The sequence below is a fragment of the Schaalia odontolytica genome, assembly GCF_024584435.1.
GTDB lineage: Bacteria > Actinomycetota > Actinomycetes > Actinomycetales > Actinomycetaceae > Pauljensenia.
The window spans coordinates 1,364,736-1,388,647 of sequence record NZ_CP102197.1 but is presented as its reverse complement, the minus strand read 5'-3'; the positions used below and the strand labels follow the sequence as shown (position 1 = coordinate 1,388,647).

The window sequence follows — 23,912 nt, the reverse complement described above, 5'->3', positions numbered from 1 at the left end:
CGCACCCCTATGAAGGACAATGGAATGCCGAAACGTAAGGGCGCACAGACGCGCTCCCTCAATGGCGCCGCCCGATTCCGTCCGGCGTGGGTTCCCTGGCTGTGGGTCACCCTGCCGGTGCTAGCCGTCATCTCGTTCTACATCTACCCCTTTATCACCACCGTCTTCGTCTCCTTCACCAAGACGAAGCCCGTGGGACGTATCGGACGATTCGTCGGCATCGACAACTACACGACCATCCTGAGCGACGGCGAATTCTGGCAGTCGCTTGGAAACTCGCTGATCTACGCCGTGTGCGTCGTCCCGCTCATGGTGCTTCTTCCCCTGCTCCTCGCGCTCCTCGTCAAGTCGCACGTCCCCGGCATCGGCTTCTTCCGCGCCATGTACTATCTGCCGGCAATCTCCTCGCTGGTCGTGATCTCCCTCGCGTGGCGCTACCTGCTGGACCAGCGCGGGCCCATCAACAACCTGTTGGCGTCGTGGGGAATGGATCCCGTTCCCTTCCTGTCCAACAAGTGGTTCATCCTCTTCTGCGCGATGATCATCACCCTCTGGCAGGGCCTGCCCTACTACATGATCCTCTACTTGTCGGCCCTGGCGAACGTCGACAAGTCCCTGTACGAGGCCGCCGAGCTGGACGGGGCCGGTCCCGTCCGTCGCTTCCTGACCGTGACCGTCCCCGGCGTCAAGGTCATGATGTTCCTGGTGGCGACCCTGACGACGATCGGCTGCCTGAAGATCTTCACCGAGGTCTACCTGCTCGGTGGCTCGGCCTCGCCGACCAAGACGCTCACCATGTACATTCGCGACCGAATAGTCGATCCCACCTTCGGATCCCTGGGGCAGGGCGACGCCGCGTCGGTGTGCCTCTTCCTCATCACCTTCGGCTTCATCATCGCTTCGCAGAGCCTGCAGAGGAAGGCTGAAGACTCATGAGCACCGCAGTTTCGCAGTCCGATTCAACCTCGCTGGGCGCGCGTTTCGCCCAGTGGCGCAAGGAACGCCGTCTCGAGCGTCAGAGCCGCAACGTCGCATCGCGCCAGATGCGCGGCGGCGCCCTCGTCGGCCGCTACATTCTCCTGGTCGTCGTTGCGATCATTCTGGTCGGCCCCCTAGTGCTCCCGCTCATGGCAGCGTTCAAGGCCCCCGGGGAATCCGTCTTCGGGCAGGGAGCAACGCTGCTGCCGCAGCAGTGGTCGCTGGATTCCTTCGTCGTGCTCTTCGAGCGCACCAACATCCTGGGTTCGATCCGCAACTCGGCGATCATCGCGGCCCTGACCGTCACCTCCAACGTCATCCTGTCCTGCGTGGGTGGCTACATGCTCTCGCGGCGCGGATGGACCGGGCGCAACATCATGTACTTCGTCGTGTTGTCCGCCATGATCTTCCCGTTTGAGTCGATCATGCTCTCCCTGTTCAAGATGATGGTCAACCTCGACCTGTACAACACCCTTCCCGGCGTGTGGATGGTTGCGATGATCGGCCCCTTCCAGATCCTCATGATGCGTGCGGCCTTCATGGGCATCCCCGATGAGATCGAGGATGCGGCGCTCATCGACGGTGCCGGTGAGCTGCGCCGCTTCTGGTCGATCTTCCTGCCCCAGGTGCGCGGCACTCTGACGGTCGTTGGCCTGACCTCGTTCATCGGCGCATGGTCCGACTTCATCTTCCCGCTGCTCATGCTGCCCGATCCCGAGAAGCAGACCCTGATGCTCACGCTCACGGCGATTCAGAATTCGCCCCAGGGCGTCACCTATCAGCTCGTCCTGGCCGGCGCGGTCGTCGCAATGGTTCCCGTCGTCGTGGTCTTTGCCTTCAGCCAGAAGTTCTTCTTCCGCGGCATCGAGGACGGTGGGCTGAAGTTCTGACGTCGCCCTCGCGCGCGTCGCCCGCGAGGATGTTTCACTGGCAGAAAGGAGGATGAGTCACAAAAGCTAACACGTGTTAGGTTCTGTGGGTCCACACTCGCTCGACGACGGATCCCTGCCCTGGCCCCCCATACTGACGAAGGAGTTACTCTCATGGGGAATAGACCCATCATCGCAGCCCTTGGAGCCCCGGTACTCGCGGCCACCATGCTCGGGCTGGCACCCACGGCGGCCGTCGCCGCTCCCGAAACCCCCTATCACCCGACCGTCCTGTGGGCTACGTCCGAGGAAAAGGTCGGAGAAAGCGCCCCCAACGGCACCATTGCAGCCCTCACCGACGATGACAGCGCGCGAACGGACGCAACCAAGACCTTCTGGACCACCAAGTGGAAGGGAGGCCTGGACACCTACCCCCACGCCCTCGCCGTCCAGAACCCAACCCCCGGCACCCAGGTCTGCGGCCTGGGCCTGACCCCCCGTCCGACATACGACTCGACACTCGGAAACGACCAGTTCCCGGGCGAGTACCGCGTCTTCGCCTTCGACGAGGATCCCGGCAACCCCGCCTCCAGCGCCTCGTTCGCCGACTGGAAGAAATCCGTCGCGCAGGGAACCTGGGAGGGCGGTACCGAGGTCACGCACGGCACGAACCTGACCTTCGGCAACAAGGAACAGTACGTGACCTTCAAGGCCACGACCAAGCGCGTCATCGCCCTGGCAGGCCTGCGCTCCCTGGCTCCGGGCAAGTCCGACATGGCGCTCAGCGACATCAAGCTTCTGCCCTGCGACTCCGACGGCAACGCGATCACCTCCTACGGCACCGATCAGGGTGGAGGCGGCAACGCTGGCCCCCGGCCGACCGTTCCACACCCCGACACGCCGGCCACCGGATCGGGCGTTGACAACCTCGTCGTCGACTTCGTCATCGACCAGCTGCCCTACGGCGAACCCGGCAAGCCGGTCGACTTCGCTCCCGGCACCCACACCTACCAGGCCACCGGATACTTCCACGCCAAGACCGTCTCCGCGCGCATCCGCACGGTCGAAGGCGCGAGTGTCACCATCAACGGCGCCACCCCCGATGCCGACGGACGGGTCTCCAACCTCGACCTCGAAACCGGCCTCAACGTCATCACCGCAACCGTCAGCAAGGACGGCGCGGAAGCCACCTACGTTGTCAACATCACCAAGGTTGACACCGACTTCCGCGGCAATGTCCTCGTGCCCGCCACGGCCAAGGCCAACGGCGGCTCCGATGCCGACAATGCCGCGCTGACCGACCTCAACCCCGCGACGACGTGGACCTCGAACCCGCTCGTGCGGGCAAGCGAGTGGTCCGAGTCGGTCACCGGCATCGAGCTGCACCTGGGCGAGGCGCGCTACGTGCACCGCGTGAACGGGTGGGGAACGCCCACTCTGCCCGCGGGCGCCCAGTCCTGGCACGGCGGCAACTCGGTTGCGATCGCGGTACAGGAAGCGGACGGGGGCGAATGGAAGACCATCGTCACCCACGGCTCCCTCACGCGCGACGCGCGAGGCCTGTGGTACTGGGACTTCAACGCCTATCACCTGGCCAAGAACATCCGCATCTGGATGAACGATGAAACCGAGCCACAGACTCCCCAGAACATCGCCACCGCCGTGACCTTCAACGACGTCGAGGTGTGGGGCCTTCCCGCGGGTCAGACCCCGACCAAGCCCGAGGTCGACAACTCCATGTACGAGCGCTACTCCGGATTCGACCCGGGCGAGGGCAAGTGGGGCGTCAACCGCGCACAGACCCTCGCCCTCCAGTACGGCGTCATGATGCCCGCCTGGGTGCCCTCGGAGGGGTACGGGCGCGGCGGATTCGACGCCCACGAGCGCGACCTCACCGGCGGCGCGTTCCCCATGTTCTACGACCTGCCCATGTTCAACACCGCGATGATGGAATCCCTGGGCAAGGGAGCACCCTGGGCGCTCGCGAAGGCCCCCTTCGGAAAGAACAGCATGTGCAACGCGGGCGATCCGCGTGAATTCATGAACGAGTACATGAAGCCCTACGCGTCCACGCTCGTCGACATTCAGTACGGCGACGAGGGCGGCTTCAACCGGGTCGAATCCGAGTGCTTCAAGAACTGGTTCTCCTGGTCCAAGCAGAACATCCCCGGCGCGGTCGTCCACGCCAACTCCTGGGACGACCCCTCCTGGTACCGCGACGCCAACCTGAGCTACTACGTGAAGAACGCCAAGCCCGACCTGCTGAGCTGGGACAAGTACTACTGGGGCGCCAATGGTGGCCCCGCGCCGCGCAACGTCGTCCTGAGCCTCCTGAACACCAACACCTGGAAGAAGCAGCGCGAGTACGGCCTCAAGGGCCTCACCGGTGATGGCTCCAGCCCGATCCTGTACGGCCAGTACCTGGACTACAACTGGGACGCCAACGTCTCAGCCTCCGAAAAGTCGATCGTTCCCTCGCTGGGACTCGCGACCGGCCAGAAGTGGTTCGGCCTGTTCCGCATGGAGTACAACGGCTACGACCGCTCCTCCATCATTGACCACGACGGTGCGCCCACGCGCTCCTTCTACGAGTTCTCCAACATCTTCGGCAACGTCTCCTACATCGGAAACTACACGAAGGCCATGGACTCCTCCTTCGTCGCCCTCAAGCCCGGCCAGTACGACGGCCGCGGCGAAGCCCCCATGCTGAGCGGCTACCGCTACGGCAACTTCGCTACGGGTGAGGAAGCCACGGCGGCGAACCAGGGCGTGGGCCTGGTGGATGTCTCGGTGGCCAACGTCGGTTCCGTCAACGACGGACTTCCCGGCGACGTCGTGATCGGATACTTCGATCAGCTCCAGGGCCTGGATACCGCCAAGTCCGCGGAGATCTTCGGAGAGTCCACGACCGTCCCCAGGGGCTTCATGGTTGTCAACGCCCTGACGGGCACGACCAAGTACCCCTCGACACTGCTCGATCCGCGCACCGACAACGGGTCGCTGGCCGAGACCGCTCAGGACATCACGCTCACGGTCAAGAAGCCCAGCGCCGACGCGCACCTGATGCTGGTCAACCCCGCTGACAAGACCACCCGCGAGGTGGAGCTCGGCACGGGCGAGACCTCGCAGGTCACCCTCAAGGCCGTCGGCGGCGGCGACTCGCGCTTCCTGTACTGGGTCACGAGGAACGCCTCAACGCCGAACCCGGACCCCCAGCCGAACCCGGACCCCCAGCCCCAGCCGAACCCGGACCCCCAGCCCCAGCCTCGTGTGGGCGAGTGGAAGTCCGGTTACTTCGGATGGTGGTACAGCTACCCCGACGGAACCTACGCCGCCAACGAGACCCTCGTCATCGACGGCAAGACCTACCGCTTCGACGCCAGCGGCTACCTGAAGCTCGGGTGGGTCTACGACAAGGGACACTGGTACTACCACGCCTCATCCGGGGCACAGCAGCACGGCTGGCTTCAGGAGCGCGGACAGTGGTACTACCTCGATCCCGACACGGGCATCATGGCGACCGGCTGGGTCAAGGTCGGCGACTCGTGGTTCTACATGTCCAGCAACGGCGCCATGCGCACCGGTTGGCTGCGTGACGGAGGCGCCTGGTACTACCTGACCCCCTCCGGTTCGATGGCCACCGGCTGGCTCAGCGTCTCCGGCCAGTGGTACCACCTGGAGGGAAACGGAGCGATGACGACCGGCTGGTACAAGGAAGGTCCCACCTGGTACTACCTGCGTGGCAACGGCTCCATGGCCACCGGCTGGGAGCGCATCGGCGGAACCTGGTACCAGTTCGCGTCCTCGGGCGCCTGGATCGAATAACCGACTCCTCAGAAGAGGGAGGCCGCAGCCGGAGATGCCGACTGCGGCCTCCCCCTTCCTTTCGGGTGGTGTACGTCGGTGACGAGTGGGGATGGCGCTCCTAGTCCTTGCGGATGGCCAGGGACTCGACGCGGTGGTTGCCGCCCTTGGTGAAGATCAGGGTCGCGCGCTCGCGGGTGGGGCGGATGTTCTCGCGCAGATTGGGCAGGTTGATCGCGTTCCACACCATGTGGGCGGTCGATACCGCCTCCGGATCGGTCAGCGAGGCGTAGGTCTTGAAGTAGGAATCCTCGCGCGAGAACGCAGTCGCGCGCAGCTTCAGGAAGCGATCGACGTACCACTGCTCGATGTTGGCCTCGTCGGCGTCCACGTAGATGGAGAAATCAAAGTAGTCGGAGACCGCAACGGAGACCGAGCCCGGGGCTAAGCGCGGAGGCTGCAGGACGTTCAGGCCCTCCACGATCAAGATGTCGGGCCGATCGACCTCCACGTAGGCGTCCGGGACGATGTCGTAGGTGACGTGCGAGTAGACCGGTGCCTTGGTGTGCGGGATCCCCGCCTTGACGGAAGCAAGGAAAGAGATGAGAGCCGAGCGGTCGTAGGACTCGGGGAAGCCCTTGCGCGCGATCAGGGAACGCTCCTGAAGGACGCGGTTGGGGAAAAGAAAGCCGTCGGTGGTCACCAGGTCGACGCGCGGGGTGGAATCCCAGCGCGACAGGAGGAGCTGGAGCAGACGAGCGACCGTGGACTTGCCGACCGCGACGGAACCGGCGATCCCGATCACGAACGGGGTGGAGCACGCCGCCGGTTCGCCGAGGAAAGCGTGCCGCTCGGTGGCGGTGCGCCGACGTCCGTCGATGTAGAGCTGCAGGAGGGCGCTGAGGGGCCGATAGATGGCGTCCACCTCGCTCATGTCGATCGGGTCGCCCAGGGATGCGATGCGGTCGATGTCTGCCTGCGTGAGCGGCAGGGGAGCGCGGTCCGCCAGCTGGTCCCAGGCCGTCCGATCGAATCGCGCGTAGGGGCTGGGGCCGGTGCGTGCGCTGGCGCCCAACTGAATGGACGAGGCCGAAGAGGGGGAGGACGCGAAGGACTCGGTGATGCTCACAGCGCAATTGTCCCCCACGAGGGGACGGGCGCGCGAGGACATCCACGGCGTGAAGCGACACACGTCAGGTGACCGATGGGGTGCCGGTGTGCTGGAATGGGAGGCATGTGCGGAATCGTTGGACATGTTGCATGCAAGGCTTCCCAGCGCAGTCGCGAGGTCGTCCTCGGCGGGCTGGCGCGCCTGGAGTATCGAGGCTACGACTCGGCCGGCATCGCCCTGGCGTCGCCGGGCCGCCTCTACGTGCGCCGGACGGTCGGCAAGCTGGTCAACCTCGTCGAAGCCGTCGACGCCGACTCGCCCGAGGACGCGTACGCCGGAATCGGGCACACCCGCTGGGCCACCCACGGGCGCCCGACGGTGGCGAACGCCCACCCGCACACCAGTCCGGACGGGCGCTTCTCCCTCGTCCACAACGGGATTATCGAAAACGCCGACGTACTGCGTGCCGAGCTCATCGCCGCCGGAGAGAGCTTTTCCTCCGAGACCGACACCGAGGTTGTCGTCCACATGCTCGCACGAGCCTACGATGCGGCCAGTGAGGCCTCGTACCAGGGTGCGGTCGCGGGCCTGACCGGGACCGACGAGGAGGTCGCGCGTCGGCTCGTCGTCGCCATGCGCGAGGTCACCCGCCAGCTTCGCGGCACGTTCACGCTCCTGGCGCTGAGCAACCAGTCGCCGGACGTCATCGTCGCCGCGCGTCGCTCGTCCCCGCTCGTCATCGGGCTGGGGGAGGGCGAGAACTTCCTGGGGTCGGACGTGCTTGCCTTCGTCGAGCACACCAGGCGCGCCGTCGAGGTCGGCCAGGATCAGATCGTCGTCGTCTCGGCGACAGACGTCACCGTCATTGACCCGGACGGCACAGCCGTGGAGCCCAGGGAGTACGAGATCGACTTCGCCTCCGACAACGCCACCAAGAACGGGTGGCCCACCTTCATGGAGAAGGAGATCCACGAGCAACCCGAGGCGGTGGGTGCCACGCTGGCCGACCGCATCGACTCCCACGGACACCTGGCCCTGGACGAGGTACGCATCTCCGAGCACGTGCTGCGCAGCGTGGACAAGGTCATCATGATCGGCTGCGGCACCGCGTCCTACGCGGGCCAGGTGGCGCGCTACGCCATCGAACACTGGTGCCGTATCCCCGTCGAGGTCGAACTCTCCAGCGAATTCCGCTACCGCGATCCCGTCGTCGGCGAAAAGACCCTGGTCGTGGCCATCTCACAGAGCGGCGAAACCATGGACACCATCCAGGCGATTCGCCACGCTCGCGAGCAGGGAGCAAAGGTCGTCGCGATCGTGAACACTCCGGGGTCGACGATCTCACGCGAATCCGACGCCGTGATCCTCACGCACGCCGGACCCGAGATCGCCGTCGCCTCCACCAAGGCATTCACGGCCCAGGTCACGGCCTGCTACATCCTGGGCCTGTACCTGGCCCAGGTTCGCGGCAACAAGTACGCGGACGAGATCGCCGACTACATGGACAAGCTCGCGCGCGTTCCTGACGCCATCGCCACGGTTCTGCGCGGCGGGGAGAGCGTGCGCCAATTCGCCCGCACGATGAACGACGCGACCTCGGTCATCTACCTCGGACGCCACGTGGGCTTCCCCGTCGCCCTCGAGGGCGCGCTCAAACTCAAGGAAATCTGCTACATCCACGCCGAGGGTTTCGCGGCGGGAGAGCTCAAGCACGGCCCCATCGCCCTGGTCGACGAGGGACAGCCGGTCATCGTCATCGTCCCGACTCCGCGCCGGCCCGAGCTTCACGGGAAGGTCCTGGCCAACATCGCGGAGGTACGAGCCCGCGGAGCCCGCACGATCATCGTCGCCGAGGAAGGAGACACCTCCGTCGACGAGTTCGCCGAGGTCGTCTTCCGCGTCCCGCCCGTCCCGACGCTCTATGCGCCGCTTCTGACCGTCGTGCCGCTGCAGATCTTCGCCTGCGAGCTTGCCGCCGTCAAGGGGCTGGACGTGGACCAGCCCCGAAACCTTGCCAAGTCCGTGACGGTGGAGTAGCCAGCTGCGCGGGGCTGCTGCCTCGCGAGCGTTCACGGGCCTCGTTCCCTCGTGGGACGAGGCCCGCGCCGCATGCACGTACGTGCCGCCTCTGCTGGTGCTCAAGCACCTTCCCGAGTCGGACACGCTGTGGAACAATATGGCCCATGTTCACGATTGATGGAGCTGCCCTGTCCTTCGCCGACGCGCGAAAAATGGAGAAAAAGTGCGTTGACCAGGCGGCTTCCGAGGGGGATCCGGACCGCTACATGATCGACGTCGCGGGGGAGGTCTCGGCCGCCGTTGCGCGGCTGACCAGCCTGCCCGTTGGCTGGAACGGCCAGGAGAGCGCCTCCGAAGCAGACTCCGATGACCGCAGCGAGGCGGAAGGCGCCGACTGGGCCCCCAACCGCGTCATCGCCTTCGTCGGAGGCGGAGATAACGGCGGCGATGCCCTCTACGCCAGCGCGATCCTCGCGCGTGCAGGAATCGGCGTGACCGCATACCTCCTCAAGAAGCGCTGCCATCGCCGTGCCCTCGCCGATGCACGGGAAGCGGGCGTGACCATCGTGGACCTGTCAGACCGTTCCCTGCGCTCCATTGAGGGGACCCCGGAATGGGACACGATCTGGGGTGCAGGCATCTGGATCGACGGCATGGTCGGAATCGGGGCACAGGGTCCCCTCACCGGCAAGCTCGCCGAGGCCGTGACGCTCCTGAACGGGATCGCCGCCGCCCGACCCCGGCATATCGTCGCAATCGACGTGCCTTCCGGCCTGACTGATGACGACGGCGCAATCCGCGGCCCCATCCTCCGGGCGACGTGCACGATGGCGGTCGGCGCCTACAAGCGCGCTGAGATTCTCCCTCCCGCCGTCGAATATTCCGGCGATCTGAGCATCGTCGCGATGCCGTGGAGCGGCTCGAACCCGATGGAGGAAGAGGACGAGGACATGGTTCCGCTATCCTACGGCGCGGGGACGATGGCAGCGGCGATGGCGGTTCCAGCCCCCGGCTTCGCGCAGGACAAGTACGCGCGCGGCGTGGTCGGCCTCGTCGCGGGATCCGATACCTATCCCGGCGCGGGTCTTCTCGCGACGCGCGGCGCCCTGGCTGCCGGCGTGGGCATGGTTCGTCTCAACTCCACGAGGCGCGTGCAGGATCTCGTGCTCGCCGACCAGCCCGGAGTCGTCACCGTCGGCGGGCGCATCCAGTCCGCCCTCATCGGGCCCGGCCTCGACGATGAACGCCGTGAGGACGCGCTCGAACTCGCTCAGTTCTGTGGACGCTCGGGCATGCCCCTCGTCATCGACGCGTGGGCGCTCGATCTCGTTCCCGAGTTGTTGGGCTCGCTGAGGCCCGACGTCACCGTTCTGACCCCGCACTACGGGGAGGCCGCGCGCCTGCTCGGACTCCTCGGGCAGGCGACGACAAAGGCGCAGATTGGCGCCCACCCGCTGCGTTTTGCGCGCGCACTCCACGACGCCACCGGCTGCCACGTCGTCCTCAAAGGCCCCGTCACGATCGTCTGCTCGGACGCGGTCGCGCGGGCGCGGACCCAGGCGGGTGGGCGAGGAGGCGACGGGGGCGAGGAATCACCGCAGACGGCGGACACGCGGCGGACAAGTGGATGCCGCGCCAGCGTGAGTCCGGCGGGCACACCCTGGGCCGGCGTCGCCGGCAGCGGTGACGTCCTGGCGGGTCTCATCGCCGGCGTCCTGGCGCGCCCCGAGCCAACGGCGCCCTCAGGCGAGGCGAATGCGCTCCCCGTGACGATGGAACGCCTGGCCGCGGCCGTCTGGCTCCACGGGCGCGCCGCTCGCCTGGCCGCGGACCGCCACCGGGGCAGGGCACCCATTCAGGCGGCAGATATCGCCGCGCAGATCCCGCGCGTGCTGGCCGACCCGGAGCGACGAGGTGCGCACACCCCTCGCCTGACGAAGCGGCGCGCCCCGGGCGTGCGATACTAGGGGAGTGATTTCCACACAACAACGAGGCCAGGGCAGGGACTACCCCTCGTGCGCGAGCATCGACCTGGCCGCCATCGGCCACAATCTGAAGGTCCTGCGCGCCGCCGCCCCCGGCGCCCTCCAACTCGCGACCGTCAAGGCCAACGCGTACGGCCACGGCCTCATTCCCGTCGCCCGCGCCGCCCTGGAAGCGGGCGCCGACTGGCTCGGCGTCGCCCAGCTGGCCGAGGCATTCGCCCTGCGCGAGGGCCTGGACGCGGCGGGCGTCGCACGCGAGGACTCGCCGATCCTCGCGTGGATATCCACCTCCTCCTCCGACTTCGCGGCGGCCATCGCCGCCGACATCGACCTGTCCGTGTCGTGGACGTGGGTCCTCGCGCATATCTGCGCCGCAGCCCGCCAGGTAGGTCGCCCCGCGCGCGTCCACGTCAAGATCGACACAGGAATGTCGCGCGCCGGCTCCACCCTCGCCGACCTTCCGACCCTGGCCGCCGCCCTCAAGGCCGCGAGCGACGACGGACTGATCGACGTTGTCGGAGCCTGGAGCCACATGTCCCGCGCCGATGACCCGAGTGACGACGGCAACGCATCGACCGCGAGCCACGTGCGAATCTTCGAGGAAGGGCTGCGGATCCTTCGCGAGGCCGGTGTCCGTCCGCGCATCCGCCACCTGGCAGCAACCTCCGGCATCCTGTGGCACCCCCAGACCCACTACGACATGGTCCGCGTCGGCATCGGCCTCTACGGACTCAGCCCCGACCCCGCGGTCGCGAGCGCCGCCGACCTCGGCCTGATCCCCGCGCTGACGCTGTGCGCGCCGCTGACCTCGGTCAAGGTCATCGAGGAGGGGAGCCCGGTCTCCTACGGGGGAACCTGGGCGGCCCCCACCCGTCGCTGGATCGGCCTGGTTCCCCTGGGCTACGGCGACGGAATCTTGCGTGCCGCCTCCAACCGTGCGCGGGTCCTCGTGCACACCGCGTCTGGGCCGCTCAGTGCCCCCGTCGTCGGACGCGTGTGCATGGACCAGTTCATGATAGACCTGGGGAAGGCGGCAGGGGACGCCGGGGAAGCCACCGCCCACGCCGGCCAGCCGCCCGCGCGCGTCGGAGACGAAGTGATTCTGCTGGGAAACGGAGCGGGTGGCGAGCCGCTCGCCGACGAGTGGGCAGACGCGGCCGACACCATCAACTACGAGATCGTCACTCGCCTCGGCGCCCACATCCCCCGCACGTACGTGCGCAGCGGAGTCGAGGGGGCACAGCACGGGAGGAACCCCCATGACTGACCGACCCACCGCCTCTTTTGAGGTTCGCACGAGCGGCGCCGACCAGACCCGCGACCTTGGCGCGGACCTGGGACGGTTGCTGCGCGTCGGCGACCTCGTCATGCTCTCCGGCGGCCTCGGGGCGGGCAAGACGACGCTCACTCAGGGCATCGGGGTCGGCATGGGGGTGCGCGGACGCGTCGCCTCCCCGACGTTCATCGTCGCCCGAGTTCATCCCTCCCTTCACGGGGGCCCCGACCTGATCCATGCCGACGCCTACCGCATTACCGACCTCGGCGACCTCGAGACCCTGGACCTGGACTCCTCCCTGGACGAGGCCGTCACCGTCGTCGAATGGGGAGAGGGAAAGACGGAAGCCATGAGCCCCGAGCGCCTCGTCATCGATGTGCGACGAGCCGAGGGCGGGCAGGCGTGTCGGGACGGGCAGGTCATCGACCTGGAGCACATGGACGACGGGACGCGCAGCATCGTCCTGCACGCGCACGGAAGCCGCTGGAATGGCATCCTCGAAGGGCTCGTTGCCGCCCACGGGGGACGGCGCCTCGACGCTCCCGCGGTGTTTGGCGACGGCGCCTCGCCCGCTTGCGGCGACGAGGCACACGCCGACGAGTAGGATCGCAGCGTGCGAGAGATAGCCCTGGACACCCAAGCATCCACCACCGTCGCCGTCCTCGAGGACGGCCGCGTGCGTGCCCGCGCCCGCAACGACTCGGGGCGCCACCACGCCGAATCGATCATCCCGCTCGTTCGCGCCGCCCTGGCCGAGGCGGGACTCTCCCCGGTCCTGGGAAAGGCCTCGCTCGATCGGGTGCTGATCGGTACGGGACCCGCGCCCTTCACCGGACTGCGAGCAGGGTTGGTGTCCGCCCGCGTCCTCGCCGCCGCCGCCGGGGTGCCCGTCTACGGCGTGTCGGCGCTGGACGTGATCGCCCGCCAGGGCCTGGATCTCCTCCCGCCCGAGACGAGGGTCTACGCGATCGCGGACGCGCGGCGGCGCGAACTCTACTGGGGTTCCTACGTGGCCGCCGGACCGCACGACGTGACCCTCGAAGGACGCCTTGAGGTGGGCGACGTCACCTCCCTCCTGGCGGCCATGCGTACCGCCCCCGGCCTCGTTGTCGCCGGAGCGGACATTCCCAAGCATAGCGCCCACGCTCTGGCACGCGCCGACCTCGGCCCCCAGGTGAGGCTCGACCCGGCCGTTATGAGCCGCATCACCGCGACGAGGCTCGCGGCGGGCGACGAACACCGGCTGCGCACGGACCCCCTCTACCTGCGCCGTCCCGACATTCAGGGCCAGCCGACAGCGCGCCTATGAGGACCCGTCTGAGCCGCGCGCATCCGAGCGACCTGGATACGCTCATCGGTCTCGAGGCGCTGACCTTCCCCGAGGACCCGTGGAGTGATGTCATGCTCGCCGAGGAACTCTCCTCCCCGGCGTCGCGCTACTGGATCGCTCGCGGCGAGGACGACACGCCGCTCGGCTACGCAGGCGTCAAGATCGGGGGCGACCAGGCCGACGTCATGACCATCGGAGTGCGCCCCGAGGCCCGTGGCCGCGGCCTGGGAGCGGCCCTCCTGGACACCCTCCTGAGGTGGGCCGCCGCCGCGGGCGCCCACGAGATCTTCCTCGACGTGCGTCCATCCAACGCCGCGGCCATCGGCCTGTATGAGTCGCGAGGTTTCGTCGAGATTGGGCGCCGACCTCGCTACTTTCGCAACCCCGTCGAAGAAGCCATGGAGATGCGAGCACTCCTGACCCGCGCGGATGCGGCGACGGCCACCAAATAGGCATCGTCGGTGTATCAAAAATCGGCTTCCTCAGGCCGCCCGGCGCTCGCGGCGCCCCCGGAAGTTTTCCTTGTAATCGCGGGCAAAGGCGACCCTGAGAATGGCGGAAAATAGCGGAAAGGCGCGGCGCGTGTTGGAGGGTGCCCGGTGGGGGCGCGCCATGGTCCTACGAGCGGGCACAATCCCAACGATATGCTCAAGCCATGGCCACTCAAAATGTCGCAACGAAGAAGCGCCGCGCGTGGACCACCAGCGTTTTCGTCAAGCAGCTGATGGCAGTGTCGGGCTTCGTTTTCGTTTTCTTCTTGCTGTTCCACTCCTACGGCAACCTCAAGATGTTCCTGGGCGAGCAGGTCTACAACGACTACGCGCACTGGCTGCATGAAGAGGCTTTCGTGCCGATCTTCCCGCACGGCGGATTCATCTGGGTCTTCCGCGCCGCCATGGTGCTCATGCTCGTCATCCACCTGTGGGCCGCCGCCTACACGTGGAACCGCTCGCGTCGCGCTCGCTCCACCCGCTACGTCGTGAAGAAGTCCGTCACGGACTCCTACGCGGCCCGCACCATGCGCATGAGCGGTGTTCTCATCCTGCTGATCCTGATCTTCCACATCGCTCACTTCACTACCGTGAGCCTGCCCGCGAAGCTCGCGAACTTCGGCGCTGACGTCACCACTCCTTACGCTCGCATGATCGCTTCCTTCCAGTCGCCGGTCCTCGTGATCCTCTACGCCGTGTTCGTCGGTTGCGCCTGCATCCACGTCTCGCACGGCTTCTGGTCCATGTTCCAGTCGCTCGGCTGGGTTCGCCCCGCGACGCGTCGGCCCCTGGTTGTCCTCTCGGGCTTGGTTGGCCTCGTCATCTTCGTGATGTTCATGGCCCCGCCCGTCGCCATCGTCACCGGCTTGATTCACTGAGGAAGGGCACGCAATCATGACCGACACAATCATCCACGGCCTGTACCGCGAAGGCGAGAAAATCGCCGACGCCAAGGCACCCCACGACGTTCCGATCGAGCGGCGCTGGGAACAGCGTAAGTTCACTGCCGCGCTGGTCAACCCCGCCAACCGACGCAAGCTGCGCGTCATCATCGTCGGCTCGGGCCTCGCGGGCGGCGCGGCTGCCGCCTCGCTGGGCGAGATGGGCTACAACGTCGACTGCTTCTTCTACCAGGACTCCGCACGTCGTGCGCACTCGATCGCCGCGCAGGGCGGCATCAACGCTGCGAAGAACTACCGCAACGACAACGACTCCGTGTACCGTCTCTTCTACGACACGGTCAAGGGCGGGGACTACCGCGCCCGCGAGGACAACGTCTACCGCCTGGCCGAGGTCAGCGCGAACATCATCGACCAGTGCGTCGCTCAGGGCGTTCCCTTCGCCCGCGAGTACGGCGGTCTCCTCGACAACCGCTCCTTCGGCGGCGTGCAGGTCTCCCGTACCTTCTACGCCCGCGGCCAGACAGGTCAGCAGCTGCTCATCGGCGCCTACCAGGCGCTCGAGCGTCAGGTGGCAGCCGGCACCGTCAAGGAGTACTCCCGCCACGAGATGGTCGAGCTCATCGTCGACGAGGGTAAGGCGCGTGGCATCGTCGCCCGCGACATGTCCACCGGCAAGCTCGAGACCTTCATCGCCGACGCGGTGGTCCTGGCCACCGGCGGCTATGGAAACGTGTTCTTCCTGTCGACCAACGCGATGGGCTGCAACGGCACCGCCATCTGGCGTGCGTACCGCAAGGGTGCCTACTTCGGAAACCCCTGCTTCACGCAGATCCACCCGACCTGCATCCCCCAGCACGGCGACCAGCAGTCGAAGCTGACCCTCATGAGCGAGTCGCTGCGTAACGATGGCCGCATCTGGGTTCCCAAGCGCGCCGAGGACTGCGAGAAGGACCCGCGCGACATTCCCGAGGAGGATCGCGACTACTACCTGGAGCGGATCTACCCCTCCTTCGGTAACCTCGTTCCCCGCGATATCGCGAGCCGCCAGGCCAAGAACATGTGCGACGAGGGACGAGGCGTCGGCCCGAAGATCGACGGCGTCGCCCGCGGCGTCTACCTCGACTTCTCCGAGGCCATTTCCCGCATGGGGCGTTCGGCCGTGTCGGCCAAGTACGGCAACCTCTTTGACATGTACGAGCGCATCACGGGCGATAACCCCTACGAGGTGCCCATGCGCATCTACCCGGCCGTTCACTACACGATGGGTGGCCTGTGGGTTGACTACGACCTCGAATCGAACCTGCCGGGCCTGTACGTGGCCGGTGAGGCGAACTTCTCCGATCACGGCGCAAACCGCCTGGGTGCCTCGGCGCTCATGCAGGGCCTTTCGGACGGATACTTCGTCCTGCCCAACACGATCAACGACTACCTGGCACACTGCTTCCACCTGCCCGCGCTCGACGAGAACTCGCCGTCCGTGAAGGAAGCCCTCGACGCGGCTCAGGGACGCATCGACACGCTCATGTCGGTGGGCGGAACTCGCTCGGTGGACTCCTTCCACAAGGAGCTGGGCAAGATCATGTGGGAGTACTGCGGCATGGAGCGCACCGAGGAAGGCCTGAAGAAGGCCATCGGCATGATTCGGGAGCTGCGCGCCGACTACTGGAAGAACGTTCGCGTTCCCGGCAAGTCGATCGGTGAACTCAACCAGTCCCTCGAGAAGGCTGGCCGCGTGGCCGACTTCATGGAGCTGGGCGAGCTCATGTGCATCGACGCGCTGCACCGCGAAGAGTCGTGCGGCGGCCACTTCCGCGCGGAGTCTCAGACTCCCGAGGGCGAGGCCCTGCGTCACGACGACAAGTTCCTGTACGTGGCGGCCTGGGAGTTCGCCGGTGATGGCGAACCCCCGATCCTCCACAAGGAAGACCTGATTTACAACGACATCGAGCTGAAGCAGCGGAGCTACAAGTGAACCTGACACTGAGGATCTGGCGCCAAAACGGTCCCGACGACAAGGGCGCAATTCATGAATACCAGGTGAAGGGAATCTCGGAAGAGTCCTCGTTCCTGGAGATGCTCGACGTCCTGAACGAAGAGCTCTTCGCGCGAGGCGAGGAACCCATCGCCTTCGACTCCGACTGCCGCGAAGGCATCTGCGGGCAGTGCGGCATCGTCATCAACGGCATCGCACACGGCCCGGAGGTCACCACGACCTGCCAGCTGCACATGCGCTCCTTCAACGATGGCGATGTCATCACGATCGAGCCGTGGCGCGCCGAAGGCTTCCCGATCATCAAGGACCTGGTGGTCAACCGCTCCGCCCTGGATCGCATCATCCAGGCGGGAGGCTACATCTCGGTGAACACAGGCGCCGCCCCCGACGCCCATGCGACCCCGGTGCCCAAGCAGGATGCGGAACGCGCCTTCGAGGCCGCGGCCTGCATCGGCTGTGGTGCCTGCGTGGCGGCCTGCCCGAACGCATCGGCCATGCTCTTCACCTCGGCCAAGGTCACGCACCTGGGCCTGCTCCCGCAGGGCAAGCCCGAGAACTACAAGCGCGTGGTCGCCATGCTCAACCAGATGGACGAGGAGGGCTTCGGCTCCTGCTCCAACATCGGAGAGTGTGCGGCGGTGTGCCCCAAGCAGATCCCTCTCGACGTGATCGCGAACCTGAACCGGCAGCTCGGAAAGGCCGCCTTCAAGGGCGTCTGATCGACTGTCCTGATCGCGGGGGCCCGGCGCATGGCGCCGGGCCCCCGCGCGCCTACCCAGGGCGCGGCGCTGACGCTGCCGGGCTTCGTCCTGTTCTTCGTTCCCTTCCTCTCCGTCTTCTCCTTCTGCGACGGTCTCTCCTCGGGCGCGGGCGGATCCGGCCTGGCGTTCCGGGACTTTCCGTTGGCGTTCGTGGGCTTCTTTCTCATCCTGGCGGGGCAGGGCCTTCGCGCCGTGGGGCGTCAGGGGCTCGCGGGTTCCGGAGTTGTTCTCTCGCCCGAGGGGAAGGCCCGGGATGCCGAACCGTGGCGACGCTCGCGGGGAGCCCAGATGCAAGACGCTCTCGAGGAGATGCCGATCGTCCGCGACGCGGTCGCACTGGGGGCCGCGGGACAACCGCAGATCAGGGTCCGTTGCACCGCCTGCGGGTATCTCGAGACCGAGGACGCCAGGTTCTGCTCCGGGTGCGGGGCCTCGATGTTCCCCTCCTGATCGCCGCAAGGCGGCGAGTCGGCCAGCGGGCAGATTCGAGGCTTCCATCCGTGCGGCTGCGCACCCGCCGAGGCGTATCATGATGGCATCGTCGGCGCGGAGAGGAACAGAGCCATGCAGTTCGATGAGAGCGGCCCCAACACGCACACGCGGCGCTACCGGGTTGGCGCCACCGTCGGGATCGGCGCGATGGCCGTGTTCGCACTCCTGTCGATCCTCCTCCTTCTCGGTGTCCTCTTCGGATCGGCGTTAATCAAAGCTCTCGCCGATTCCCTCTTCCCGTGGTCGCTGCTGGTGTTCGCGGTCGCGGGCGTGGCCATGTTCGTGGCAAACGCGAGGGGCCGGAGCGAGAACGAAACGGACTAGGGGACCGGGGCTCGTGCGCCCGGGCGGCGCGTAGGCATGCGGCCTACACTAGTGCGCGTGAGTGAACCCCTTGTCCTAGGTATCGAGTCAACGTGCGACGAGACGGGTGTCGGCCTCGTGCGCGGTACGGATCTGCTCGTCGACCGCACGGCGACCTCGATGGATGAGTACGCGCGCTACGGCGGCATCATCCCCGAAATCGCCTCGCGCGCACACCTGGAGTCCTTCCTTCCGACGCTGGATGCCGCCCTGGACGAGGCGGGGGTGGCCCTGGCGGACGTTGACGCGATCGCGGTTGCGGCTGGCCCCGGCCTCGTTGGATCCCTGACCGTCGGCATCTGCGCGGCGAAGGCCCTCGCCTCCTCCCTAGGAAAGCCACTGTACGGCGTCAACCATGTGATCGGACACCTCGCCGTGGACAAGCTCGCCGACGGCCCGCTGCCGGGGCATTTCATCGGCTTGGTCGTCTCGGGCGGTCATTCCAACATCCTTGAGGTACGCAACATTGCCACGGACGTTGTCGAGCTGGGTGGAACTCTCGACGACGCGGCGGGCGAGGCCTTCGACAAGGTGGGGCGCTTGCTGGGTCTTCCCTATCCCGGCGGGCCCCACGTCGATCGTCTTTCGCGCGAGGGGCACCGTGAGGCACTGCGCTTTCCGCGCGGTCTTTCCGCAGGCAAAGACAAGGAACGCCACCGCTACGACTTCTCTTTCTCAGGCCTGAAGACGGCGGTTGCCCGCTACCTTGAGGGGGCGCGCGCCAGGGGCGAGGACGTGAGCGCCGCTGACGTGTGCGCCGCGTTCTCCGAGGCGGTGAACGACTCCCTCACGGCCAAGGCCGTGCAGGCGGCCCGCGACAGGGGCTGCCGCGACATCGTCGTCGGGGGTGGTTTTTCCGCCAACTCTCGGCTGCGCTCCCTGCTCGCGCAACGCGCCGACGCGGTCGGCATCCGTGTGCGCATGCCGCCCCTGCGGTTCTGCACCGACAACGGTGCACAGATCGCGGCGATCGGATCGGAGCTGGTTGCGGCGGGACTGCCCCCGTCGGACTGGGATTTCTCGCCCGACTCCGGGATGGAGCTGACGCGGACCTACGTCGCGCCCAGCGCGTAGGAGAGCAAACGGGCGTCGGGCGCCGGACCGCCTCGCTGCTTGAGGGGTGTCGCCCGCGCGCGTGCGCCGGCCTGCCCAGAAGGCGCCTCGGCGCCCCGGGACCGTATGCGCCCAGCCTGGGCGCGCGTGCGCCTAGCCGAGGGTCCTCGTGAGCGTCAATGCCACGGAACCCCACGAGGTGTAGAACCCTCCGGCGATGTTTGACGCGATGCCGATGAGGACCGACGAGGTCGAGACCGCGAGGCCGAGGCAACATAAGCGAGCCAGGTAGGCCGCTCCCGCGCCGATGGGACGCGGGAGAGCGCTCAGCACCGCGGCAACGGTGGGGCGGCAAAAGTGCGACCGCGAGAGCGCCATGTCGGCGAGCTCATTCTTGCCGAGCAACCGCCAGTTGCCGGCCACGCGCCACGTGAGAATCACGAAACACAGTGCGAGCGCGCACATGACAGCCAGGGCCGCGAAGGTGTTGGGGGCCAGCGGACGCGAGCGGTGAGTGACGGTCGTGGCGGCGACGATCGAGCTGAAGGCGCTCGATGCGCGCGCCGTCTGCGCCGTGGGCGGGGCACCAACCGCGGAGGAGACGACGTCGGAGGACCCCCACCAGGCAAGCATCGTCGGCACCTTCTCGATCCACAGGGGACCGGCGTGCCCGCCCGTCGGAGGAATGTCGGTGGTGACGCTGTCGGGTTCCTTCACGGCGTTCGCCATCGCAAGAGCCGCGGGTGCCCCACCGGCGCCGTCGTCGGCCGCCGCCATGGCGTAGATCCGCATTCCGTCGGGTGCGCGCGTCGCGAGCATCGTGGAGAGGGTATTGTCCGCAAGGTACTGCGTGCCCTGGGTCTTCATCTGGCCTTCGATCTGCGTGTCATACCCGGAGAGCATTGCGGCGGCGCCGAAGGTCTCGGGCGTGCGCAGGGCGGTCCACACGGCGCAGTATGCGCCCGAGGAGAAACCACCGATCATCCACGCGTTGCGGTCGGAGGAAACCCCCGGGAAGTTGTGCCGAATCATCGCTGGAACCTCGTGCGCGGTCCACGTGAAGACCGCGGGGCGTCCGCTAAAATCCGCGCAATCGTGCTCGTTCTCGTCAACGTTCAGGGAGGGGGCGACGACGATCGAAGGCGGGATGATCCCGGCATCGATCGCGTTGTCGAGGGCCTCCTGGATGCTGAGGTTCTGCAAGATGCCGTCGGCAGCGCCGGGGTAGCCGTGGAGGAGCTCGATGACACCGTAGGTCTTGCCGTCGCCCGGCGCGTAGTCGCGGGGGACGATGACGTACACGGGCTGAGTGATCCCGCTCGTGGGCCCCGTCCACGTGGTCGTGAGCATGCCGTCGTCGCCGCGCTCGAAGGTGGCGTCGAGTTCGGATTCCTCGAGGGGCTGGCGCTCGGGTTTGGTCTCCGTACCTGCGGCCTTCTTCGTGCCCAACAGCGTGGCCGCAGCGAGGCGACCGAGGTCCCCGCTGGTCTTGACGATGCCGAGAGAACGGTTGAAAACCAGTCCTCCAGCCGCAGTGACGAGCAGCGTGGGAATCAGGATGACGGCGGTTCGGCCGAGCCATCGCCGTGCGCGACGCGGGCAACGCGCGGGGGTCAGGCGAGGAAGGAAGAATGCTCCCGCGAGCAGGGAGACGAGCGCCAGAGCGGCCACAACCGCCAGGGTGCGAAAAGAGGTGAGGGGGATAGAACCAAGGACGCTCATTGCTGATCCTTCTTGCCGTGATTTGACGATGGTTGAGACCCCTCGGCATCGCGCCCGGCTCCGGGGTGAGAGGTCGGCGCATCCTGGTGTCCGATACCTCGGGAGGAACGCAGGTCACCGACCCCCCGAGCGGCACGCTTCGCAAGCCCGCCTGCGACCGAGGCAACGAGCGCGAGCGTCTGCGCCGGACGAAGCGAGGGAACGTAGGCGTGAGCGATGGCCAGCCCGACGGTGGCCAGGGAGGTGGGATCGGGAACAGCCAGATAGAGGGACTGGGTGCGGGGCTTGAACTTGCGTTTGAAGGCGTGCAGAGAGGAGAACCCGTAGAGAGGCTCCATGATGGAGGCCAGCGCGTCGATGAGCGGTCCGAACGCTGAGGTATCGTCCTTGGAACGGGCCAGGGGAGCGCCGGAGAGGGAGAGGATACTCAGCCCCTCCTCCTGGGCGGACAGAGCGGCCTTGCCGATGAGGAACTCGATGGCCGGGCGCCAGCCCTCGGCACGCCTGCGCATCACGTCCAGGGTCAGCCCGATCACCTGCCCGTCGCGGTAGATCGGCAGCCACGAGGTCACGGCGTGGATCGTGTGATCGGAGTCGATTGCGACGAGGATCCGCGTCTCGGGAACGGAGAGCTCGCGCACACCGCCGAGCGTGAAGCCCATTTCGGGCAGGGCCTTGTCCGCGCTCCACGCGTCCGAGATGACGGTGATCTGGTCCTTCCAGCCCTCCGGGCACTCGTCCCAGGTGGTCCACACGGCCTCGACGCCTTCGCGCGTCGCGTGGTTCATGGCGGTGCGCACGTCCTGGTAGGCCTTGCCGCGGAACGCCAGGTCCGGAAGGTCGAGGACGGACTCCTCGGCCACCTGCATGATCGTCCAACCCGCGTCCTTCGCGGCCAGCGCGAGCTCCTCGTGGATGGAATAGAGGGCGGGGGTCAGGCCAGAGGCGAGAGCAAACTCGGAGAACTGGGTGATCGCGGCGCTAGCTTTCCCCGGCGCGTACGCGAGGTCCGCCACGGTCAGGGCAACGCCGCCCGAACCCCGGTAGGCCCCGCCGGCGTCCCCGGTGGGGGAGAGCCACACGAGGTTGCCCTCCCACGTGCTCATCCACCCCAGGGTGCCCGCTCCATGGGTGCGCACGAGCGAGGTCAGTTCCTCGGGCGGGCACGAGCGCGGAATGCGCGGACGTGAGAGCAACGCGCTCAGGATGATTCCGAGGGTGCCCACCCAGGCGATGAGCGGAAGCCACAGGACGGGAGCCTCCGCGATGAGGGTCATGGGGACGAGGGTCGGCTCGAAGATCGAGGCGGTGGCGGTGGGCAGGAGTGCCAGGAGGTAGTCGTGGAAGACCTGCAGGGGTGTCGCATAGTCGGTGACGGTGAGCTCGTCGCTGGAAGCGAGCACCTCGAAGGGAACGAAAGAATCGCTCGTGAGGGCGCCGAGGGCGAGCGCGGCCGCCGCGCAGCCGATCATCAGGGTCGCCCAGCGCCGCAGCAGCGTGATCGTCGTGGATCGCTGGGCGTGAATCGAAAACGCCCGGCGCATCCAAAACACGATGATGCACATCGTCAGATTGAGGATGACGGGAACGAGAAGGAAGGTCGCGGTGGTGAACAACTCGGGGGCGATGTCCCCATCGGGAGTGACCCCTTCGAGGAGTGCGACGGCGCTGGAGATGATCGTTGAGAGACCGAGGACGATTTGGAGTGTGAGCGTCCCCACGTAGGCCAGGCGCCGACCTTTGCGCAGCCCGTACGCGAAGATCACCTGCAGGGTGATGGGCATGAGGCACAGGAGGGTGGCGAAGACCCCCGTGCGGCCCTCGAGCCACCAGGCCGGGCCGAGCGACCAGCGCATCTGCGCCAGGGGTCCCTCCTGCGTCGAGGAGACGACGGTGAGCGCGGCGGCGCACGCCCAGCACAGGGCGGCGATGGAGGCGAGCTGGCGTCGGATGGTGATGTCGTCGCTCGATTCGGACCTCGCCCCGTGAACGCCGGCCAGTCGCGCGGCCACCATTCCCGCCAGGAGCGCCCAGACGCGCGCGTAGGAGATCGCGGATCCGAGGACTGCGGACGACAGCACGAGAACACCGATGAGCAGGAAGCGGGCGCGCCAGCGCCAGCGCGAGCCGAGGGATTCGCCAGCTGCCCCGGCGAGGGCAACGAGGATGAGGCTCGTTCCCCACAGGGTGCCGCTGCCGATGGCGTTGCCCCACATGGAGAACGTGGCGGTCAGAAGCGGGAGGGTCAGCCAGGTCGCGGTGACCCCGATGACCTGCCCGGCGAGGGCAGCCGTCACCCACGCGCGGGTGCCCAGGTGACGTTCCGCCGCGCCTCCGGCGAGGATCATGGTGATGATGCCGAGCACCGCCGTGGCGATGAAATTGCCGGGGATCGCGCCGATGGAGGAGAAAATCGACCACCAGTGCGAGTAGGACGGGGAGGCCTCAAGGGTGACGAACTGGTCACGCCACACCCAGTAGCTCGCCGAGCACGCGGTGAGGGCGACCGTGACGATCGCCGTGGCCGGGCATCCAGAGAGCCATCGCGCAGTGAGACGGGCCAGGGAAGACAGGAGGAGCCACAGCGTCGCGAGGGTGTTTGCGACCGGGGCGATGAGCCTTCTCAGTGGGGGTTCTGTCGGCGCGGGTGCATGTGAGCCGTGCAGGTCCTCAGCCACGGTCTAGTGTCCTCTCCGGTATCTTCTTGTCCGGCCTCAAGGATACGCCGTCGGCCTGAAAAGGGCCTGAAAAAGCGCTGACAAA

At 67.1% G+C, this 23,912-nt stretch carries 18 protein-coding genes; 15 read left to right on the top strand and 3 right to left on the bottom strand.

Annotated features, from left to right (window positions below):
- Positions 1-24 precede the first annotated feature (24 nt).
- The 3 genes from NQK35_RS06095 (at position 25) to NQK35_RS06085 (ending at position 5,672) form a co-directional block, all read left to right on the top strand.
- Positions 25-936: a carbohydrate ABC transporter permease gene (locus tag NQK35_RS06095; RefSeq protein ID WP_257113521.1), complete on the top strand. Its 912-nt coding sequence runs from the start codon at positions 25-27 to the stop codon at positions 934-936.
- Positions 933-1,868, top strand: coding sequence for a carbohydrate ABC transporter permease (locus tag NQK35_RS06090; RefSeq protein ID WP_009213231.1), 936 nt, complete (start codon positions 933-935; stop codon positions 1,866-1,868). The genes NQK35_RS06095 and NQK35_RS06090 overlap by 4 nt, the downstream gene beginning before the upstream one ends.
- Before the next feature lie 153 nt (positions 1,869-2,021).
- Positions 2,022-5,672, top strand: a complete 3,651-nt coding sequence (locus tag NQK35_RS06085; RefSeq protein WP_257113520.1) for a cadherin-like beta sandwich domain-containing protein — start codon at positions 2,022-2,024, stop codon at positions 5,670-5,672.
- 100 nt (positions 5,673-5,772) lie between these two features.
- On the opposite strand, the gene coaA is transcribed toward NQK35_RS06085, so the two are convergent.
- On the bottom strand, positions 5,773-6,798 hold the full coding sequence (gene coaA, locus NQK35_RS06080) for a type I pantothenate kinase (protein ID WP_082157975.1): 1,026 nt from the start codon (positions 6,796-6,798) through the stop codon (positions 5,773-5,775).
- An 87-nt stretch (positions 6,799-6,885) separates the two neighbouring features.
- On the opposite strand from coaA, the gene glmS reads away from it, so the two are divergent.
- The 12 genes from glmS (at position 6,886) to tsaD (ending at position 19,448) form a co-directional block, all read left to right on the top strand.
- On the top strand, positions 6,886-8,799 hold the full coding sequence (glmS, locus tag NQK35_RS06075; RefSeq protein WP_048742868.1) for a glutamine--fructose-6-phosphate transaminase (isomerizing): 1,914 nt from the start codon (positions 6,886-6,888) through the stop codon (positions 8,797-8,799).
- 146 nt (positions 8,800-8,945) lie between these two features.
- The gene (locus NQK35_RS06070; RefSeq protein ID WP_257113517.1) at positions 8,946-10,748 is read left to right on the top strand and encodes a bifunctional ADP-dependent NAD(P)H-hydrate dehydratase/NAD(P)H-hydrate epimerase; all 1,803 of its coding nucleotides are present in this window, start codon (positions 8,946-8,948) and stop codon (positions 10,746-10,748) included.
- A 4-nt stretch (positions 10,749-10,752) separates the two neighbouring features.
- Complete coding sequence (gene alr / locus NQK35_RS06065; protein WP_257113515.1) at positions 10,753-12,033, top strand: alanine racemase; 1,281 nt, start codon at positions 10,753-10,755, stop codon at positions 12,031-12,033.
- Positions 12,026-12,646: a tRNA (adenosine(37)-N6)-threonylcarbamoyltransferase complex ATPase subunit type 1 TsaE gene (tsaE, locus tag NQK35_RS06060; RefSeq protein WP_257113514.1), complete on the top strand. Its 621-nt coding sequence runs from the start codon at positions 12,026-12,028 to the stop codon at positions 12,644-12,646. The genes alr and tsaE overlap by 8 nt, the downstream gene beginning before the upstream one ends.
- Positions 12,647-12,655: 9 nt before the next feature.
- On the top strand, positions 12,656-13,351 hold the full coding sequence (tsaB, locus tag NQK35_RS06055) for a tRNA (adenosine(37)-N6)-threonylcarbamoyltransferase complex dimerization subunit type 1 TsaB (protein ID WP_257113513.1): 696 nt from the start codon (positions 12,656-12,658) through the stop codon (positions 13,349-13,351).
- Positions 13,348-13,824: a ribosomal protein S18-alanine N-acetyltransferase gene (rimI, locus tag NQK35_RS06050; protein WP_257113512.1), complete on the top strand. Its 477-nt coding sequence runs from the start codon at positions 13,348-13,350 to the stop codon at positions 13,822-13,824. The genes tsaB and rimI overlap by 4 nt, the downstream gene beginning before the upstream one ends.
- 203 nt (positions 13,825-14,027) lie before the next feature.
- Positions 14,028-14,741, top strand: coding sequence for a succinate dehydrogenase cytochrome b subunit (locus tag NQK35_RS06045; protein ID WP_009213240.1), 714 nt, complete (start codon positions 14,028-14,030; stop codon positions 14,739-14,741).
- A 16-nt stretch (positions 14,742-14,757) separates the two neighbouring features.
- Positions 14,758-16,737: a fumarate reductase/succinate dehydrogenase flavoprotein subunit gene (locus NQK35_RS06040; RefSeq protein ID WP_009213241.1), complete on the top strand. Its 1,980-nt coding sequence runs from the start codon at positions 14,758-14,760 to the stop codon at positions 16,735-16,737.
- The gene (locus tag NQK35_RS06035; protein WP_009213242.1) at positions 16,734-17,477 is read left to right on the top strand and encodes a succinate dehydrogenase/fumarate reductase iron-sulfur subunit; all 744 of its coding nucleotides are present in this window, start codon (positions 16,734-16,736) and stop codon (positions 17,475-17,477) included. Before NQK35_RS06040 ends, NQK35_RS06035 begins: the two co-directional genes overlap by 4 nt.
- A 30-nt stretch (positions 17,478-17,507) precedes the next feature.
- Positions 17,508-17,969, top strand: a complete 462-nt coding sequence (locus tag NQK35_RS06030) for a zinc ribbon domain-containing protein (RefSeq protein ID WP_257113510.1) — start codon at positions 17,508-17,510, stop codon at positions 17,967-17,969.
- 114 nt (positions 17,970-18,083) lie between these two features.
- Positions 18,084-18,335, top strand: coding sequence for a hypothetical protein (locus tag NQK35_RS06025; RefSeq protein WP_257113509.1), 252 nt, complete (start codon positions 18,084-18,086; stop codon positions 18,333-18,335).
- 57 nt (positions 18,336-18,392) lie between these two features.
- The gene (tsaD, locus tag NQK35_RS06020) at positions 18,393-19,448 is read left to right on the top strand and encodes a tRNA (adenosine(37)-N6)-threonylcarbamoyltransferase complex transferase subunit TsaD (RefSeq protein WP_034232380.1); all 1,056 of its coding nucleotides are present in this window, start codon (positions 18,393-18,395) and stop codon (positions 19,446-19,448) included.
- Positions 19,449-19,580: 132 nt separating this feature from the next.
- Here the strand turns inward: tsaD and NQK35_RS06015 are convergent, their stop codons facing one another.
- Together NQK35_RS06015 and NQK35_RS06010 are read right to left on the bottom strand one after the other, a co-directional pair.
- Complete coding sequence (locus NQK35_RS06015) at positions 19,581-21,149, bottom strand: alpha/beta hydrolase (protein ID WP_257113508.1); 1,569 nt, start codon at positions 21,147-21,149, stop codon at positions 19,581-19,583.
- On the bottom strand, positions 21,146-23,827 hold the full coding sequence (locus tag NQK35_RS06010) for a bifunctional lysylphosphatidylglycerol flippase/synthetase MprF (protein WP_009213247.1): 2,682 nt from the start codon (positions 23,825-23,827) through the stop codon (positions 21,146-21,148). Before NQK35_RS06010 ends, NQK35_RS06015 begins: the two co-directional genes overlap by 4 nt.
- Between the last annotated feature and the right edge of the window lie 85 nt (positions 23,828-23,912).